Annotated in this window: 15 protein-coding genes; 5 read left to right on the top strand and 10 right to left on the bottom strand. The window is 63.9% G+C overall.

Features of this window, described 5'->3' with window-relative positions:
- Positions 1–14: 14 nt before the first annotated feature.
- The 3 genes from JXQ94_RS03925 to JXQ94_RS03915 form a co-directional block, all read right to left on the bottom strand.
- Positions 15–1,292: a DNA-packaging protein gene (locus tag JXQ94_RS03925; RefSeq protein WP_421922502.1), complete on the bottom strand. Its 1,278-nt coding sequence runs from the start codon at positions 1,290–1,292 to the stop codon at positions 15–17.
- Complete coding sequence (locus JXQ94_RS03920; protein WP_421922501.1) at positions 1,192–1,758, bottom strand: hypothetical protein; 567 nt, start codon at positions 1,756–1,758, stop codon at positions 1,192–1,194. The genes JXQ94_RS03925 and JXQ94_RS03920 overlap by 101 nt, the downstream gene beginning before the upstream one ends.
- A 437-nt stretch (positions 1,759–2,195) precedes the next feature.
- Positions 2,196–2,660: a YcgN family cysteine cluster protein gene (locus JXQ94_RS03915; protein WP_421922500.1), complete on the bottom strand. Its 465-nt coding sequence runs from the start codon at positions 2,658–2,660 to the stop codon at positions 2,196–2,198.
- Positions 2,661–2,726: 66 nt separating this feature from the next.
- On the opposite strand from JXQ94_RS03915, the gene JXQ94_RS03910 reads away from it, so the two are divergent.
- The gene (locus JXQ94_RS03910; RefSeq protein ID WP_421922499.1) at positions 2,727–4,697 is read left to right on the top strand and encodes a transglycosylase domain-containing protein; all 1,971 of its coding nucleotides are present in this window, start codon (positions 2,727–2,729) and stop codon (positions 4,695–4,697) included.
- Here JXQ94_RS03910 and JXQ94_RS03905 read toward each other — a convergent pair.
- Positions 4,631–5,473 (bottom strand): ion transporter, encoded by an 843-nt coding sequence (locus JXQ94_RS03905; RefSeq protein ID WP_421922498.1) that lies wholly within the window; start codon positions 5,471–5,473, stop codon positions 4,631–4,633. The genes JXQ94_RS03910 and JXQ94_RS03905 overlap by 67 nt on opposite strands.
- A gap of 210 nt (positions 5,474–5,683) precedes the next feature.
- On the opposite strand from JXQ94_RS03905, the gene JXQ94_RS03900 reads away from it, so the two are divergent.
- From JXQ94_RS03900 to JXQ94_RS03890, 3 genes are all read left to right on the top strand, one after another.
- A complete protein-coding gene (locus JXQ94_RS03900) occupies positions 5,684–7,654 on the top strand; it encodes a putative bifunctional diguanylate cyclase/phosphodiesterase (RefSeq protein WP_421922497.1) in 1,971 nt (656 codons plus the stop codon).
- Positions 7,651–8,034, top strand: a complete 384-nt coding sequence (locus JXQ94_RS03895; protein WP_421922496.1) for a PAN domain-containing protein — start codon at positions 7,651–7,653, stop codon at positions 8,032–8,034. Before JXQ94_RS03900 ends, JXQ94_RS03895 begins: the two co-directional genes overlap by 4 nt.
- 107 nt (positions 8,035–8,141) lie before the next feature.
- Complete coding sequence (locus tag JXQ94_RS03890) at positions 8,142–9,224, top strand: DUF2336 domain-containing protein (RefSeq protein ID WP_421922495.1); 1,083 nt, start codon at positions 8,142–8,144, stop codon at positions 9,222–9,224.
- Positions 9,225–9,227: 3 nt separating this feature from the next.
- Here the strand turns inward: JXQ94_RS03890 and JXQ94_RS03885 are convergent, their stop codons facing one another.
- Both JXQ94_RS03885 and JXQ94_RS03880 read right to left on the bottom strand, forming a co-directional pair.
- Positions 9,228–9,470, bottom strand: coding sequence for a hypothetical protein (locus JXQ94_RS03885; protein ID WP_421922494.1), 243 nt, complete (start codon positions 9,468–9,470; stop codon positions 9,228–9,230).
- The gene (locus tag JXQ94_RS03880) at positions 9,467–9,694 is read right to left on the bottom strand and encodes an AbrB/MazE/SpoVT family DNA-binding domain-containing protein (RefSeq protein ID WP_421922493.1); all 228 of its coding nucleotides are present in this window, start codon (positions 9,692–9,694) and stop codon (positions 9,467–9,469) included. Before JXQ94_RS03880 ends, JXQ94_RS03885 begins: the two co-directional genes overlap by 4 nt.
- A 118-nt stretch (positions 9,695–9,812) precedes the next feature.
- Here JXQ94_RS03880 and JXQ94_RS03875 point away from each other — a divergent pair, with 118 nt between their 5' ends.
- Positions 9,813–10,286: a hypothetical protein gene (locus tag JXQ94_RS03875; protein ID WP_421922492.1), complete on the top strand. Its 474-nt coding sequence runs from the start codon at positions 9,813–9,815 to the stop codon at positions 10,284–10,286.
- Between the two features lie 122 nt (positions 10,287–10,408).
- On the opposite strand, the gene JXQ94_RS03870 is transcribed toward JXQ94_RS03875, so the two are convergent.
- The 4 genes from JXQ94_RS03870 to JXQ94_RS03855 all read right to left on the bottom strand — a co-directional run bounded on the left by JXQ94_RS03870 (position 10,409) and on the right by JXQ94_RS03855 (position 14,067).
- Positions 10,409–11,602 (bottom strand): mechanosensitive ion channel family protein, encoded by a 1,194-nt coding sequence (locus JXQ94_RS03870; protein WP_421922491.1) that lies wholly within the window; start codon positions 11,600–11,602, stop codon positions 10,409–10,411.
- Positions 11,599–13,227 carry a peptide chain release factor 3 gene (locus tag JXQ94_RS03865; protein ID WP_421922490.1) on the bottom strand — a complete coding sequence of 543 codons (1,629 nt, stop codon included), beginning with the start codon at positions 13,225–13,227 and terminating at the stop codon, positions 11,599–11,601. The genes JXQ94_RS03870 and JXQ94_RS03865 overlap by 4 nt, the downstream gene beginning before the upstream one ends.
- A gap of 64 nt (positions 13,228–13,291) precedes the next feature.
- Entirely contained in the window at positions 13,292–13,681 is a 390-nt protein-coding gene (locus JXQ94_RS03860) for a hypothetical protein (protein ID WP_421922489.1), read from the bottom strand.
- 56 nt (positions 13,682–13,737) lie between these two features.
- Positions 13,738–14,067: a DUF1491 family protein gene (locus JXQ94_RS03855; protein WP_421922488.1), complete on the bottom strand. Its 330-nt coding sequence runs from the start codon at positions 14,065–14,067 to the stop codon at positions 13,738–13,740.
- Between the last annotated feature and the right edge of the window lie 24 nt (positions 14,068–14,091).

Raw genomic sequence — 14,091 nt, 5'->3', positions numbered from 1 at the left:
GACGAGACGGTCGGTCACAGCCGCCGCAGCCTTGGAGCGCCGGTGCGGCCGAGCAGGAGTTCGCTGATCGCCCAGACCAGGGCATCGACCCGGTCGGGACTGGTCCTGGAGGCCTCGGGTGCGCCGAAGGCACACATCTGGTCTTCCAGGCCGGGGAAGGCCCGGGCATGGCGGACCCGCCCGGCGGCATAGAGCGCGGCCACGGGTTCGGCCCGCGCCCGCTTGCCGCGCGAGGCGTGAACCAGGCGGACAGGCAGACCCGGTGCTGCAGCGTGCAGGACGGCGCGGACCATTTCCCCGCCCTGATTGGCCTCGGCCACCAGGGCGTCAGCGTCATAATCCACGAAGGCCTGCGCCGCCCGTCCGGCCCAGTCGGCCGGCAGGGCCGGGCCGAAGGAGAGATCGGCCAGCACGATGGCAGACCGCGCCGGGCCGTCGCCATGACCGCCGGCGACCACGATCCCGCACTCATCGGACCGGGGACCGCCAGTGGTCGGCGGGTCGAGCGCCACGACGATGCGGTCCAGGTCGGGCATTGGCCCCGCCGCCAGTCGGGTGGCCTCAATCTGGGCCCGTGTCCACAGGGCGCCGTCGGGATCATCGATCAACAGGCCCTCGACTTCCTGGCGGCCCAGCATGGAGCCGCCATAGGCGGCGTTGAGGGCGGCGACGAAGCCCGGAGCGAGATTGGCTTCATTGGCGGCGGTCGGTTGATGGGTCAGACGCACCACGCCGTCCTCGCTCGCCGCCCGGACCAGCGCCTTGAGCGCCGGAATGGGGCGCGGCGTCGTGGTCAACAGGATTTGCGGGACGCCGCCCAGCCGGACGCCCATGCGCAGCGTGTCGAGAACACGTTGCGGATCCGACCAGGCGGCGAACTCATCGCCCCAGGCAAAGTCAAACTGCGGCCCGCGCAGCCCGTCCGCATCTTCGGCAGAAAAGGCATAGGCCTGGCTGCCGGAGGGAAAGACCAGGCGTTTGCGGCTGGCCTCATAGCGCGGCTGTTCGTCCGGACTGCCCAGATGTTTCAGCCCTGACGGGCCTTCAATCATCACCTCGCGCACATCATTGAAGGTTGGCCCCACCAGGGCGATGCGACTGACACTGCGCAGCGCGCGGTGGCGCACCCATTCAGCCCCGGCGCGGGTCTTGCCCGCCCCGCGACCGCCCAGAAAGAGCCAGGTCAGCCACTCACCCGGCGGCGGGAGTTGCGGGCCCGTCGCGCGGTAGCGGAAGTCGGCCCGGATGGCGGCGTCCAGATGCGCCGAGATCGGGAGTGTCTCTATCGCCACCCCGGCTTTCTTCAGCCTGTACCAGGCATCGACGCAGGACAGCCGCATCGCCAGCAAGCTGTCGGGTGGCATCGGACTCGATGTCGGGGACAGAGGCAGGTTCGGCGGTGTCATCGCTGTCAGCCTCCTTGTTCGGGGTGTGTGCAAAGCGGTCGCGCTCCCCATCCAGGCGCGCGACCCGGCACACGGCGGTATAGGCCGTGGCCAGTTTCGACGCCTTGGCGGGATCCCCTCGCAGGAACTCGATGTCGATCTGTCGGCGGCGGCGCTGCGTCGCGGTCTCGTGGAGCGCATCCAGTTCCGCCGCCGACAGGGCTCGCAATTCATTGATGCGCTTGCGCATGTGCGCCTCGCTGAGGTCATGGTCCGCGGCGATCTCGCGGACCTTCATCCCATTCAGGAACATCAGATAGGCGGGGTATATGTCGACCGCGTCGCGGCGGCCTCGTCCGGGTTTTCCAGTCATGCCGAACAATAGGCCGACGCTGTCACCGGTCGGATAAGTGCCAGGAAAAAACCCGCAACCGCTTCGACGGTCACGGGTTCTTCGGGACGGTTGCAGGGATAGCGACGGGTTTATCCCCGCCGTCAGGCCCCGTCGGGCGTGGTCACTGGTTATCTGGATCAAGGACGCGCTGGTGGCACCGCCCTGCCTGACCGGCGTTGTGACCAATTTGGCTCGCATTTGAAACACCCGATTGAGTGGGCGGTTTCGTTGTCGTTAAGCGGATTGTGAAAATGCGGGATATCGAACCAGCAAGCCCCAACTCACACATTTTTCCCGAAAGCGCGGCAGCGCTATCCGGGACCAACGGGAAACTCATCGCCTCCAAGCATGGTCGGTCGGTCCCGGGTCTTCGCCCGGGAAAAATGAAAAACCGCATCAGTCAGACTGACCCGGCCTCAATCCTCCTCCCCCTCACCCGGCCATTCCGTGATCCGCGACTCCCAGTCCACGCTGTCGGGATCGGCGAACTGGGTTTCCGAGGTCACCCGGCCGGCGATGGACATGCCGGCCTTGCGGGTTGATTGCGGATCACCGGTTTTCAGCGGATGCCAGTCATAGAGGTCCCGGCCTTCGGCGATGAGGCGGTAGGCGCAGGTTTGCGGGATCCATTTGAGGGTCGGGACGTTGTCCGGTGTCAGGACCACACAGTCCGGCACATGGGTGTGGCGGTTGGTATAGTGACGGCAGCCGCCCTTGTTGCAGTCATAGAGTTTGCAGGCGACATCCGTGTCCAGATTGAGGCCCGTATCCTCATCCTCGAGCTTGATCAGACAGCATTTGCCGCAATGGTCGCACAGCGACTCCCATTCGGATTTGCTCATCTCGCCGAGAGATTTCATCTTCCAGAAAGGCAATGACATTGAAAACGCCTGAATTTGGCCTCGATTGGCAGGCTTTAGACTGAGCCCGAGAGGGGTGGCTATAGCATGTATCAGGAGCCGTTTCGCGCGGATCACATGATGGAACGCGATCGACGTGAGCAACGGCATCGGGTGATCCTGGGTGGCGTGCTGGGCGGGCTTGTCCTGCTGGGCGCGATCCTGGGCGTGACGGGCTGGAACTGGGCCTTCCATGACCTGCCGGCAGCGCCGACCTCAGCCTCCGAATTATGGTCGACGCGCCGCGAGCCGTCGGTGACCCTGCAGGATCGCGAGGGTCATGTGCTGGCCGTGCGCGGGCCGCTCTATGCTCGAGCGGTCGGTCTCGACACCCTGCCCGAGCATGTGCCGCAAGCCTTCCTGGCGATCGAGGACCAACGCTTCTACGCGCATGACGGGGTCGATCTGCGCGGGGTTCTCCGGGCGCTCTGGGTCAATTTCCGGGCTGGCCGGTCGGTCCAGGGCGGTTCGACCATCACCATGCAATTGGTGAAGAATCTCATTCTCTCGCCGGACCGGCAATTGCGTCGCAAGATCCAGGAAATGCGCCTGGCCCGGCAGCTGGAAGACCATCTCACCAAGACAGAAATCCTCGAGCTTTATCTCAACCGCATCTATCTGGGCGCCCGCGCCTTTGGCGTGGAGGCGGCCGCACAGCGCTATTTCGACAAGCCGGCGACCGAGCTGACCCTGGCCGAGGCGGCCTTGCTGGCGGCCCTGCCCAAGGCGCCGAGCCGGCTCGACCCGACCGTCAATCTTGCCGCCGCCCAGGCCCGTGCCGCCACCGTACTGGACGCCATGCTGGCCGCTGGCTTCATCGACCAGGCGGCGCATGACGCGGCGATCGCCGAACCGGCCAGCCCGGTCGCCGACACCTCCGATCCCGGTGCCACCGCCAATTGGGGCCATGCCTTCGACTATGCCCTGGGCGAGGCGACCGGCCTGGTCGGCGATGACGTGCCGGACCTGGTCATCCGCACCACGCTGGACCCGGGCCTCGCCCGCGCCGCGCATGACCTGATCGACGCAACCCTGGCCGAAGACGGCGCGGCCCAGAATGCCGGCGAAGCGGCGATTGTCCTCCTGGCGCCGGACGGGGCGATCCGGGCCTTTGCCGGTGGGCGCGACTATGCAACCAGCCAGTTCAACCGCGCCATCCAGGCCCAGCGCCAGCCCGGTTCGGCCTTCAAACCCTTCGTTTTCACCGCCGCCCTTGAGGCCGGCTATGACCCGTCTTCTGCCGTGTGGGACGAACCGATCGATCTGGAGGGCTGGACGCCACAGAATTTCTCCGGCGGTTTCCGCGGGCTGGTGACGCTGCAGGAGGCGCTCAAACGCTCGATCAACACAGTCGCGGCCCAGGTCGCCGACCAGATCGGGATTGACCGTGTGGTCGAGGTCGGGCGGCGTTTCGGCATCGCCTCGCCCCTGCCCGAACTGCCCGCCATCGCGCTGGGTGCAGCCGAGGTCAATCTGCTCGAACTGACGTCGGCCTATGCGGTCTTTGCCAATGACGGGGTGCGCCACGAGCCCTATTTCATCACCTCGATCACCAATTCACGGGGCGACGTCCTCTATGAGCATGACCGGGTCGCGGCCCGGCAGGCGACGACGGCTGAAACGGCCCAGGCCATGTCGACCATGTTACAGGATGTGGTGCTGACCGGGACCGGGCGACGGGCCCGGCTCGGCGATCGTCCCGCGGCGGGCAAGACCGGGACCAGCCAGTCTTTCCGCGATGCCTGGTTTGTCGGCTATACGGCCGACTACATTGCGGGCGTCTGGGTCGGCAATGATGATGACACGCCGATGGATGATGTCACCGGCGGCGGTCTGCCGGCCACGATCTGGCAGCGCTACATGACCGAGGTCCATGCCGATCTGCCGGTCCGGGCGCTATCGGCCCCGGCCCCGCGCACCCGCTCGGAGCGGGAAGAAAGACTGGCAGCCTTCTATTCCGACTTGTCGGCATCCTTCTCGACGATACTGGCCGAGGACGCGTCGCCGACCGAACGCTGAACCAGGGCGGTCAGGTCCGAAATCTGGCCCCGCATGGCCGCGATTTCGGCGTGCAGGACATCCCGGTCGGCATCGGCTTCCAGATCGCGAGCCTCTTCCTCATCGAAATGCTTGGCCTGCAGGCTGTCGACGATGATGGCGATGAAGAGATTGAGGACGGCAAAACTGGTCAGGACAATGAAAACGAGGAAGAAAACCCAGGCCCAGGGATGGAATTCCATCACCGGCATGGCGACATCCGTGGCCCAGCCCTCCAGCGTCATCACCTGGAACAGGGCAAAGGCACTCTCCCCCAGCGACCCGAAGCGTTCCGGATTGGTTTCCGAGAAGAATTTCGTCGCCATGACGGCGGAGACGTAGAACATCAGTCCCAGCACGGCCATCACGGCCCCCATGCCCGGAATGGCGCGCAGCAGGGCTTCGACGACCTTGCGCAGGTCCGGCATGACCGAGAACAGGCGGAAGGCCCGGACGATGCGCAGCGCGCGCAGGACCGAGAATCCGCCGGCCGCCGGCAGGATGGAGATGATGATCACCGCGAGGTCGAACCAGTTCCAGCCATTCATGAAGAAGCGGTGCCGGTAGACGATCAGGCGCAGCGCGATCTCGACCACGAAAATGGCGACGATGGTGCGGTCCAGGAGCGGCATCCAGGTGGTAAACCAGACCCCGTCATAGGGGTAGGTCTCCAGACCGAGGGTGATCGCGTTGATCACGATCAGCGCCATGATGAAATTGCGAAATCCCGCACTCTCGACGAAAGTTTTCACCCGCATCCCCTCCAAAGGCCCCGGCAAAGATCCCGACGTCCCTGTCCCGACAGGCACCTCAGGCCTGCTCCTAGCCCCGTCACCCCGGAAATTCAATCATCGGGTGCCAGTTCAAATTTGAAGAAAATCACCGATAGTTCGAATTTTAGCGGACCGCTTATCCACGATTTAAGGCGCTTGATCCAATAAGGTGCCAGACAAGCACGGGACGCAAACATGCGCCTATCAGGCTCGAATACGACACCGACGGCGGCGTCCTTGCCGGCGCCGCCTCCGCAGGGCCGTGAAATCACGATCGCCTATCTGCCGCTATTGCGCGGAACGGCGGTCGCCATCCTCGGCTATTTCCTGTTCGATCTCGTCACGCGCCTGCTGTTTCCGAGCGAGAGTGACCACGTGGTGATGGTATCGGCTGTCTCGGTCGCCGCCCTGCTCGCCATCGGCATCCGGCGATATCTTCGCCAATCCCGCACGGCGGCCGAGCTTGAAGTCGCCGGCAGTCTTTTGTGCCTGAGCCTGTTCGTGAACTCCAACCTGCAGCAATTGCTCTATTTTCAGGTCGAGAACCTCGCCTATACGGTGCTCATGATCCCAATCTTCGCGGCCCTGCTGCCGAGCCGGCGCACGATCATCATCGCGACCGCGATGAATTGCGCCAGCCTTCTGGCGCTGGTCCAGTTCAACATGCCCGGCAGCCTGGTCGATTATCTGTGGATCGCGTGTTCCGGCGTCGCCGCCGCAATCGCGCTGTCACTGGTGATGCGGCGCGCGGTCCTGGACTCCGTTCGGGCCCGGCTCGACGCGGTGCGAGATCGTGAAATCGCCGAGGCCCTGGCCACGGAAACGCGCCATCTCGCCGAATGTGACACGCTGACAAACCTGCCCAATCGCCGCAGTTTCTTCATCGAACTGGAAGCCCGCCTCGACCGCCTGCGCAGCCATGGGGAGCCCTTTGTGCTGGCCCTCGTCGACCTGGACGGGTTCAAGCCGGTCAATGACACGTATGGCCATGCGGCTGGCGACGAAATGCTCAAGACAGTGGCCCAGCGGCTGACCTTGATCGCTGGCGACACGGCGATGCCGGCCCGTCTGGGAGGCGATGAATTCGCCTTGATCGCATCGGCGCCCTGTACGCGCAGCGAAACCGTGCTGCAGCTGGGTCACCGCATCGAAGCCCAGCTGTCCCGGCCTTATGAGCTGGGCGAATACACCTGCAAGGGATCGGGCTCGGTCGGGCTCCTGGTCTGCGATGATCCGGCCCTGTCGACGCATGACATCATGGAGCGCGCCGACCACGCCCTGTATTTCGCCAAGCGGGCCCTGCAAGGCAAGGCGGTTCTCTTCAACGCCGCACTCGAGCACGAGATGATGGCCTCGAGCCAGGTCGACAAGGCGCTGCGTCGCTGCAATTACGAGACAGAATTCACGGTCAAGTTCCAGCCCCAATACGATCTCGTCAAATCCCGGGTCATCGGCTTTGAAGCCCTCGCCCGTTGGGAATCCCCGGAGCTGGGCACGGTGTCGCCGGACGTCTTCATCCAGGCCGCAGAGCGCGCCGGACTGATCCGGCCGCTGACCCAGGTCCTTTTGACCAAGGCCCTGACCGCGATGAAGGACTGGCCGGAAGAGCTGACCCTCTCCTTCAATCTGTCCGCCCACGACCTGATGTCCCCGCAGGCGATGGACAGCGTGCTGGAGACGGTGAAGGCCAGCGGCCTGCCGACCCGGCGGATCGAGTTCGAGATTACCGAAACCGCGATGATGAGCGATTTCAACCAGGCCCGTCGCGCCATCAACCAGATCTCCGAAGCCGGCCACTCGGTGGCCCTGGATGATTTCGGGGTCGGGTATTCGTCCCTGCAATATCTCCAGCAATTGCCAGTCTCCAAGCTGAAGATCGACCGGTCCTTTGTCAGCCAGATGCTGGAGGACAGCTCGTCCTTCAAGATTGTGCGGACCATGCTCTCCCTGTCGCAGACGCTCGATCTGGGCTGCGTGATCGAGGGTGTGGAGACCGAGGCCCAAATGCATATCCTGCGCACACTCGGCGCCCGGCATGTCCAGGGCTATCTGATCGGCGAGCCCATGACCGCCGACGCCGTTCTGCCGCATCTCGAACAGCGAACCGTCCCCGGCCGGGCCCGCCCGGACATCCGCCCGACCGGCCTGCGCAAGGTCGGCACATGAGACGGGTCATCGGCCTTCTGCTCGGCCTGGGTGCAAGCGCCTGCCCGGCATCCGCCCTGGCCGATGACGTGATGGAGGGCCATGCCCGCCGCGGCGCCGTTTATGTCCGTATCCTGATGGAAGACCTGACCCCGACGGCCTGCTCAGCGCTGTGCAATGGCGATGGTCAGTGCCAATCCTGGGTCTGGACACGGGCCGAACTGACGGGAACCGATCCCGCTTGCCATCTGCTTTCCGCTGCGCCGACGCCCTACCGCGCGCCCGGCCGTGTTACCGGCCTGTCCAGCCAGCTCAGCGACCGTATCGAGGCCGCCGCCGAGCGCGCGCCCAGCCCCCGCGAGGAAGTCGCCCTGCGCGCCACAGTGCGCGGGCCGTACTGAGCGATCTCCGGAGAAATCGCTACTCGCGAACAATTTGAAACATCGCTCGTACAGTTTTTTTACCCGGGGCGGGCAGATTGCTGTCTCACCATCGCTTGGAGTGGGTCATGGCTGTCATCAGCAAGCTCAACAATCTGGTCGAACTGGCGCGCGAGAAATCGAGTGATCGCCGGCGATCCCTGTTGCGCGAGGTGACCGATCTCTTCTTCGAGGAAACACCGGAGCGCGACAGCGCCGTCTCCGGACGGTTTGACGAAGTCCTCTCCGCCCTGGCCGAGCAGACCGCCGTGGATGCGCGGGAGGAATTGTCCCACCGCTTTGCCGACACACCGCTGGCGCCGCGCGGCCTGGTCCTGCAACTGGCCCGGGACGCGATCCAGGTCGCCGGCCCGATGTTGTCCCAATCCTCGGTCCTGTCCGAAGACGAGCTGGTGGTCATCGCCGAAGAAGGCGGTCAGGACCACCTCAAGGCCATGTCCAGGCGCGAAGAAGTCTCCGAGCGCCTGTCCGACACGATTGTCCGCCGCGGCGATGACGAGACCGTCGCCACGCTGATCTCGAATGAAGGTGCGCAGATCTCCCGGGAAGCCTTCGAGACTGTCTCCGAACGGGCGGAAAACTCCGCAGTCCTGCAAGGCCCGCTGGTCAAGCGGACCGACACGCCCAACGACATTCTCGCCGACATGATGCTGACCGTGCGCAACCATTTGCGTGACCAGATCATGGAACGCTTCGACAGCGTCGACCCGGCCATTATCGACCAGGCCATGGCGGTCTCGAAAGCCCGCCTGGCAGCCCGTATCCAGGACGACAAGCAGATCGGGGAAGCGCGCAAATTCATCCGTACGATGGCGATGCGCAAGAAACTCGATGGCGGCCTGCTGGCCCGCCTCCTTCGCGAAGGCGAGCATGTAAAATGTCATGTCGGATTTGCCGAGATGACCGGGGTCGACTACACCGCCGCGAAACGCGCGATCGAACAGGACAGCATTGATCCGCTGGCCCTGATCTGCAAATCGGCTGGCTTCGACAAGGCGCTTTTCGTGACCCTTGCGGTTTTGCGGCACCACAGCAGTGAAGACGCCTTCCGCGATGCCCGTGAGCTCGGCAAGCTGTATGAGCGCATCTCCGAAGACGACGCCGCACGCGCCATGCGCTTCTGGCGCATGCGCCGGGACATGGCGGCCTAGGGCCTAGCTGTCCGAGATTGGCCGCGTTCGCGACCTCAGCCCGTCAGCATAATCGACTTCGGAAGACTCGCCGGCGGCCAGGGCATGCCGATCCGTCAGCCCGTAATCATGGGCCTGTGATGGGCGAACGAACGAACTGTCGAGACGCTCGGCATCTCTCACACCCGCCGCACCGCCATGCTCGGAAATCTGAATGTCGTGCACAGCCCTGACGACGGCTGGAGACAAACATTTGGGGGCACTCATTTGGCCAGTTCACGCAAGGCATTGCGATAGGCCACCATGCCTTCCTCTGCCGCTTCGAGCTGTTCCGAGAAGGCAGGGTCATACGGGGTGAGCCGCATCGACCCGTCCGGCGCCTCGGTCACATGAAGCACGTCACCCGCCCTCAGCTTGTACCGATCCAGCAGGGCCCGCGGCAGTACAACGCCTTGCGAATTGCCGATCGCGCGGATTTTCAAGCCTGTCACAGCCTCACCTCATATAGCTACATGTGTTTTGATACAGTCGACCAAGCGCCGGAATGCGCAAAGGCCCGGCCCGGTACGCGCGCTTCCCTGTTCGACACGGTCATGCCAGTCTTTCGGCATGCCCAAGGCCGTCGACCCTGAGATTGCAACCCGCGCCATTGGCGAGCTTGAAACCTGGCTCGCCCGGACAGGCGTTCGGCTGGAGGTTTTGCCGTCCGAGTTTGCGGTGCTGGAGGGCGATGCGGTCGACATTCTCGTCCACAGTGAGACCCTGCCGCCCCTGCGCATCACCGTGTTTGACGAGTACGGCGATCTGGGCACCCACGATGCCCGCCTGGCACTGGTCCTGATCGGGCGCGGCTTTGATGAGCTGGAAGCCGCGGGCAATGCCGCCAGCTGGGCCCGGGCCGAGGGGCTCGATCCGGATGACCTGGCCTGCCAGATCCTGCATCAACAATTGCAGGCCGCCCGATCCGCCTTCCTGACGGCCTGGGGCGCAGTGCCGGATGTCGCCACGGATCTCGACTGGCAGCTCAATGCCGGTGCGGCGCAGGCCTTGCGGCGCGACGCAGGACTTTTGCCGAAGGGGTGAGCCGCCCCCTTCCCCTGTCATCCCTGCCGGATGTCCCGCGCAGGCGGGACGCAGGGCGGAAACCTGTGCAGGGCGGAAACCTATGTGGTCGCCGCCAGCGAGGTCCCGGACTTGCGTCCCGGTCAGCCCTTGCCGGCCTCATTCGCCAGTACAGCCTTCGCGCCATCATCGCCTGGCGGGGTGAAGACCTCGGCGCCGCTTTCCACATAGACACTGGTCGATGGGAAGGCGAATTCGGTGCCGGCATTTTCGACCGTTTCCTTGATGAAGAAGGCGAGATCCTCCTTCAGGCGCAGCCATTCACCCCAATTGGTGGTCCTGGTGAAGCAATACAGCATGAAGTCGATCGAGGACGGGCCGAAACTGTCGACCCGCATGAAGGTCGAGACTTCCGGCGCCTGGGCGTATTCCGGATGCGACTGGACATAGCCGAGCACCTTGTCGCGGATTTCCCGCAGCTGATCCGCCGTCGCATCGTAACGCACGCCAATGATCCAGTAGGTGCGGCGATGGGTCATGCGGGAAAAATTGGTCACCGCATTGTCCGAGAGTTTTGAGTTCGGGACATAGACCGGCCCCTTGTCGAACCGGCGCACCACGGTGGAGCGGAAATTGATCTCCTCGACCGTGCCCTCGACGATCCCGTCCACCTTGACCCAATCGCCGGGCAGAAAACGCTTCTCGGTCAGGATGAGAATGCCGGCGATGAGATTCTTGAACAGGTCCTGGGCGCCCAGGCCGATGGCCACACCGAACAGGCCGAGACCGGCGACGATACCGGCGACGGGGATGTCCCAGACCTGCAGGACGGCGGCGGCGCCGACAATGATGAAAACGATGCGCAGCGCCTTGGTCAGCCAGTCAATCATCACCGGCGTCAACGCATTGCGCAGCCCCTTCAGGGCATGCGCCAGCGGGCCGACAGCATTATGCAGGGCCCAGAAGAGCGCGATCACGACCAGGGACTGGACGAATTGATGGCCGCGAACGGCACCCTCGGCTCCGATCTGCAGGACATTGAGGGCAAAAAAGAGCGAGATGATCACCGGGACCAGCTTCATCGGACCGGCGACTGCGTCGACCACGGCATCGTCGAATGTGGTCTCGGTGCGCAGGGCAAGACGCTTGAGAGCGCCGATCAGCCAGCGCGCGATCATGCCGCGTGCGATAATTCCGACCAGGACAATCAGAAGCGCGAACAGGCCCTGACCGACATTGATGCCAAGAAAAGACGTGTTCCAGACGTCAATTGCGATGGCCCACAAATCCTGAAGCTGGGCCATCAGGCTGTCGCCGGCCTCTGCCGCACTGCTCATGCCGAACGCTCCTTGGCGCGGTGGAAGGTGAGGTCGGGGAATTTCTCTTCCGAATAGGACACTTCCCAGGCCGATTTGGCGAGAAAGACCGGATCCCCATTGATATCCTCGGCCATGGCGGATTTGTGCCGGTCGGCGAAGGCCTCGATCTTGTCACGCGCGCCGGTCACCCAGCGGGCCGTGTCATAGGGGGCCGGTTCGAAATCGACCTCGAGCCCGTATTCCGCGGCGACGCGCTCACGCATCACATCGATCTGCAGCGCACCAACAGCCCCGACGATGAAATCACCACCGAGGGTTGGCCGGAAGAGCTGGGTCACCCCTTCTTCGGCCAGGCTTTCCAGCGCTTTCTTCAGATGCTTGGCCTTCAGCGGATCGGCCAGGCGGGCGCGGCGCAGGATTTCCGGGGCGAAATTGGGAATGCCGGAGAAACGCAGCTTGCCCGTCTCCGACAGGCTGTCCCCCACCCGCAAGGTCCCGTGATTGGGCACACCCATCACATCCCCGGCGAAGGCCTCATCGGCAATCTCCCGGTCCTGGGCAAAAAACAGGATGGGCGAGGACACGGTGAGCTGCTTGCCCGCCTCGGTCTTCAGCTTCATGCCCCGTTTGAACACGCCGGAACACAGGCGCACGAAGGCGACCCGGTCGCGGTGATTGGGGTCCATATTGGCCTGCACCTTGAAAACGAAACCGGCGACTTCCTTGCCGCCCGGCTCGAGCTCGACATTCTGGCCATTCTTGATCGCGGCCATCGCCGCCGGTCCCGGTATGATGTCGGCCAGCCCGTCCAGCAATTCGCGCACGCCGAATCCCCGCAGGGCCGAGCCGAAGAAGACCGGGGTCATGTGACCTTCCAGAAAACTCTGCATCTTGAAGGCCGGGCAGAGCTCGGCAGCAACTTCGGCGCCTTCTTCCAGTTCCGCGACCTCCTCCTCGGAGAGATGCTCGCGGACTTCATTGCCGTCGAGCGCCCAGCGCGGGCTGGCGGCGGTGTCATCGCGATCATCGCCAGGCTTTTGATACCCGACGACATTCTTCGTCTTGAGGTCGAGCACGCCCTTGAAGCGATTGCCCGAACCGGACGGCCATTGCATCGGTACGGTGTCGAGCGCGAGCTTGTCCTGGATGTCTTCCAGCAGGTCGACCGGGTCCAGCGCTTCGCGGTCCATCTTGTTGATGAAGGTGACGATGGGAATGTCGCGCAGGCGGCAGACCTCGACCAGTTTCAGCGTCCGTGGCTCCACGCCCTTGGCCGCATCGAGCACCATGATGGCGCTGTCGGCCGCAGTGAGCGTGCGATAGGTGTCCTCGGAAAAGTCCTCGTGGCCCGGCGTGTCGAGCAGGTTGAAGAGAAGGGCCCGGTGCTCAAAGGTCATCACCGAGGCGGACACGGAAATACCGCGCTCCTGCTCGATCTTCATCCAGTCCGACTGGGTGCGGCGGCTCTCGCCGCGCGCCCGGACCTGACCGGCGAGTCGAATGGCGCCGGCAGACAGCAGAAGTGTCTCGGTCAGCGTGGTTTTACCGGCATCGGGATGGGAGATGATCGCGAAAGAGCGGCGGCGCGCCCATTCCGGAGCTTTCGAAGTCGGGGCCGGAGCGTTCGAAGTCGGGGTCGTCATGATGGGCTCACAGGTGATGCAGGGCGTCCGGTTACCCTGTTACCGCCCCCGCGCGCAAGTCACCTCACGCGGCGAGCCAGACCTGGTCATTGATCTGCCCTGGCGTCAGATAGCCCAGCTGCTGGTCCTTCCACAGCGAGGCCAGCGTGGTGAGCATGACATTGGCATAGCGCAAACCGACTTCGGCCGGCACTTCTGCACCCTCGGGACGAACGGCCAGCAGGGCGTTGGCACCGGGTGCGACGAAGCTGATCAGGGCCACCAGATGGCGGACATGGTCCGGCCTGGTCTGGGCGATATTCGGATCGGCAAAAATCGCTTCACGCACCAGCCCGTTCAGCTGTGCGGCGGTCAAAGTCTCGATCTGCTCGAGCGTGAGCGGGATTTGGCCGGAGCGCAGAACCCCGTTCAGATCACCCAGATCGAAAACGACATCGTTGAACAAAAACAACATGGCGAACCCGAAGGACTGAGAGCAATTTGAACACTGTCCATTCTAACCCGGGCCGGTTAAAGAATATCTACCGGCTCGGTGAGGAAGTGCCGGCCCTGCCGGTCGTCGATCTCGACAATCCAGATATCCGGATCCTGGCCGGCCCGTTTGTGGCAATAGGCATCCAGGCTCGCCTCATCGGTCTCCGAGCGGCGGGTCCAGATGCGTTCACCCTGATCGTCCCGGGACGGCACATAGAGGTGTGCCAGTTGCGGTCCCGATACCACTTTCACGAGTATTGCGCCCGCATCTTCGTCTCCCCGGCGAATCACATAGGCCGAGGCAAAAGCCGATTCAGCCCTGCGTATCAAGGCATCCAGCCAGAATTTCGATTTCAGAGCGCTCATTTCGTTTGCTGGCCGCCCAATTGC

Source organism: Maricaulis maris, assembly GCF_049116555.1.
Classification (GTDB): Bacteria; Pseudomonadota; Alphaproteobacteria; order Caulobacterales; family Maricaulaceae; genus Maricaulis; species Maricaulis maris_C.
Note: the sequence above shows the minus strand (reverse complement) of the source record. Positions and strands in the feature narration are given on the sequence as shown.

What these genes read in the sequence shown, in the direction of transcription:
- JXQ94_RS03920 (WP_421922501.1), bottom strand. Translation starts at nt 1,758, where the DNA reads ATGACTGGAAAACCCGGACGAGGCCGCCGCGACGCGGTCGACATATAC.
- JXQ94_RS03915 (WP_421922500.1), bottom strand. Translation starts at nt 2,660, where the DNA reads ATGTCATTGCCTTTCTGGAAGATGAAATCTCTCGGCGAGATGAGCAAA.
- JXQ94_RS03910 (WP_421922499.1), top strand. Translation starts at nt 2,727, where the DNA reads ATGTATCAGGAGCCGTTTCGCGCGGATCACATGATGGAACGCGATCGA.
- JXQ94_RS03905 (WP_421922498.1), bottom strand. Translation starts at nt 5,473, where the DNA reads ATGCGGGTGAAAACTTTCGTCGAGAGTGCGGGATTTCGCAATTTCATC.
- JXQ94_RS03900 (WP_421922497.1), top strand. Translation starts at nt 5,684, where the DNA reads ATGCGCCTATCAGGCTCGAATACGACACCGACGGCGGCGTCCTTGCCG.
- JXQ94_RS03895 (WP_421922496.1), top strand. Translation starts at nt 7,651, where the DNA reads ATGAGACGGGTCATCGGCCTTCTGCTCGGCCTGGGTGCAAGCGCCTGC.
- JXQ94_RS03890 (WP_421922495.1), top strand. Translation starts at nt 8,142, where the DNA reads ATGGCTGTCATCAGCAAGCTCAACAATCTGGTCGAACTGGCGCGCGAG.
- JXQ94_RS03885 (WP_421922494.1), bottom strand. Translation starts at nt 9,470, where the DNA reads ATGAGTGCCCCCAAATGTTTGTCTCCAGCCGTCGTCAGGGCTGTGCAC.
- JXQ94_RS03875 (WP_421922492.1), top strand. Translation starts at nt 9,813, where the DNA reads ATGCCCAAGGCCGTCGACCCTGAGATTGCAACCCGCGCCATTGGCGAG.
- JXQ94_RS03870 (WP_421922491.1), bottom strand. Translation starts at nt 11,602, where the DNA reads ATGAGCAGTGCGGCAGAGGCCGGCGACAGCCTGATGGCCCAGCTTCAG.
- JXQ94_RS03865 (WP_421922490.1), bottom strand. Translation starts at nt 13,227, where the DNA reads ATGACGACCCCGACTTCGAACGCTCCGGCCCCGACTTCGAAAGCTCCG.
- JXQ94_RS03860 (WP_421922489.1), bottom strand. Translation starts at nt 13,681, where the DNA reads ATGTTGTTTTTGTTCAACGATGTCGTTTTCGATCTGGGTGATCTGAAC.
- JXQ94_RS03855 (WP_421922488.1), bottom strand. Translation starts at nt 14,067, where the DNA reads ATGAGCGCTCTGAAATCGAAATTCTGGCTGGATGCCTTGATACGCAGG.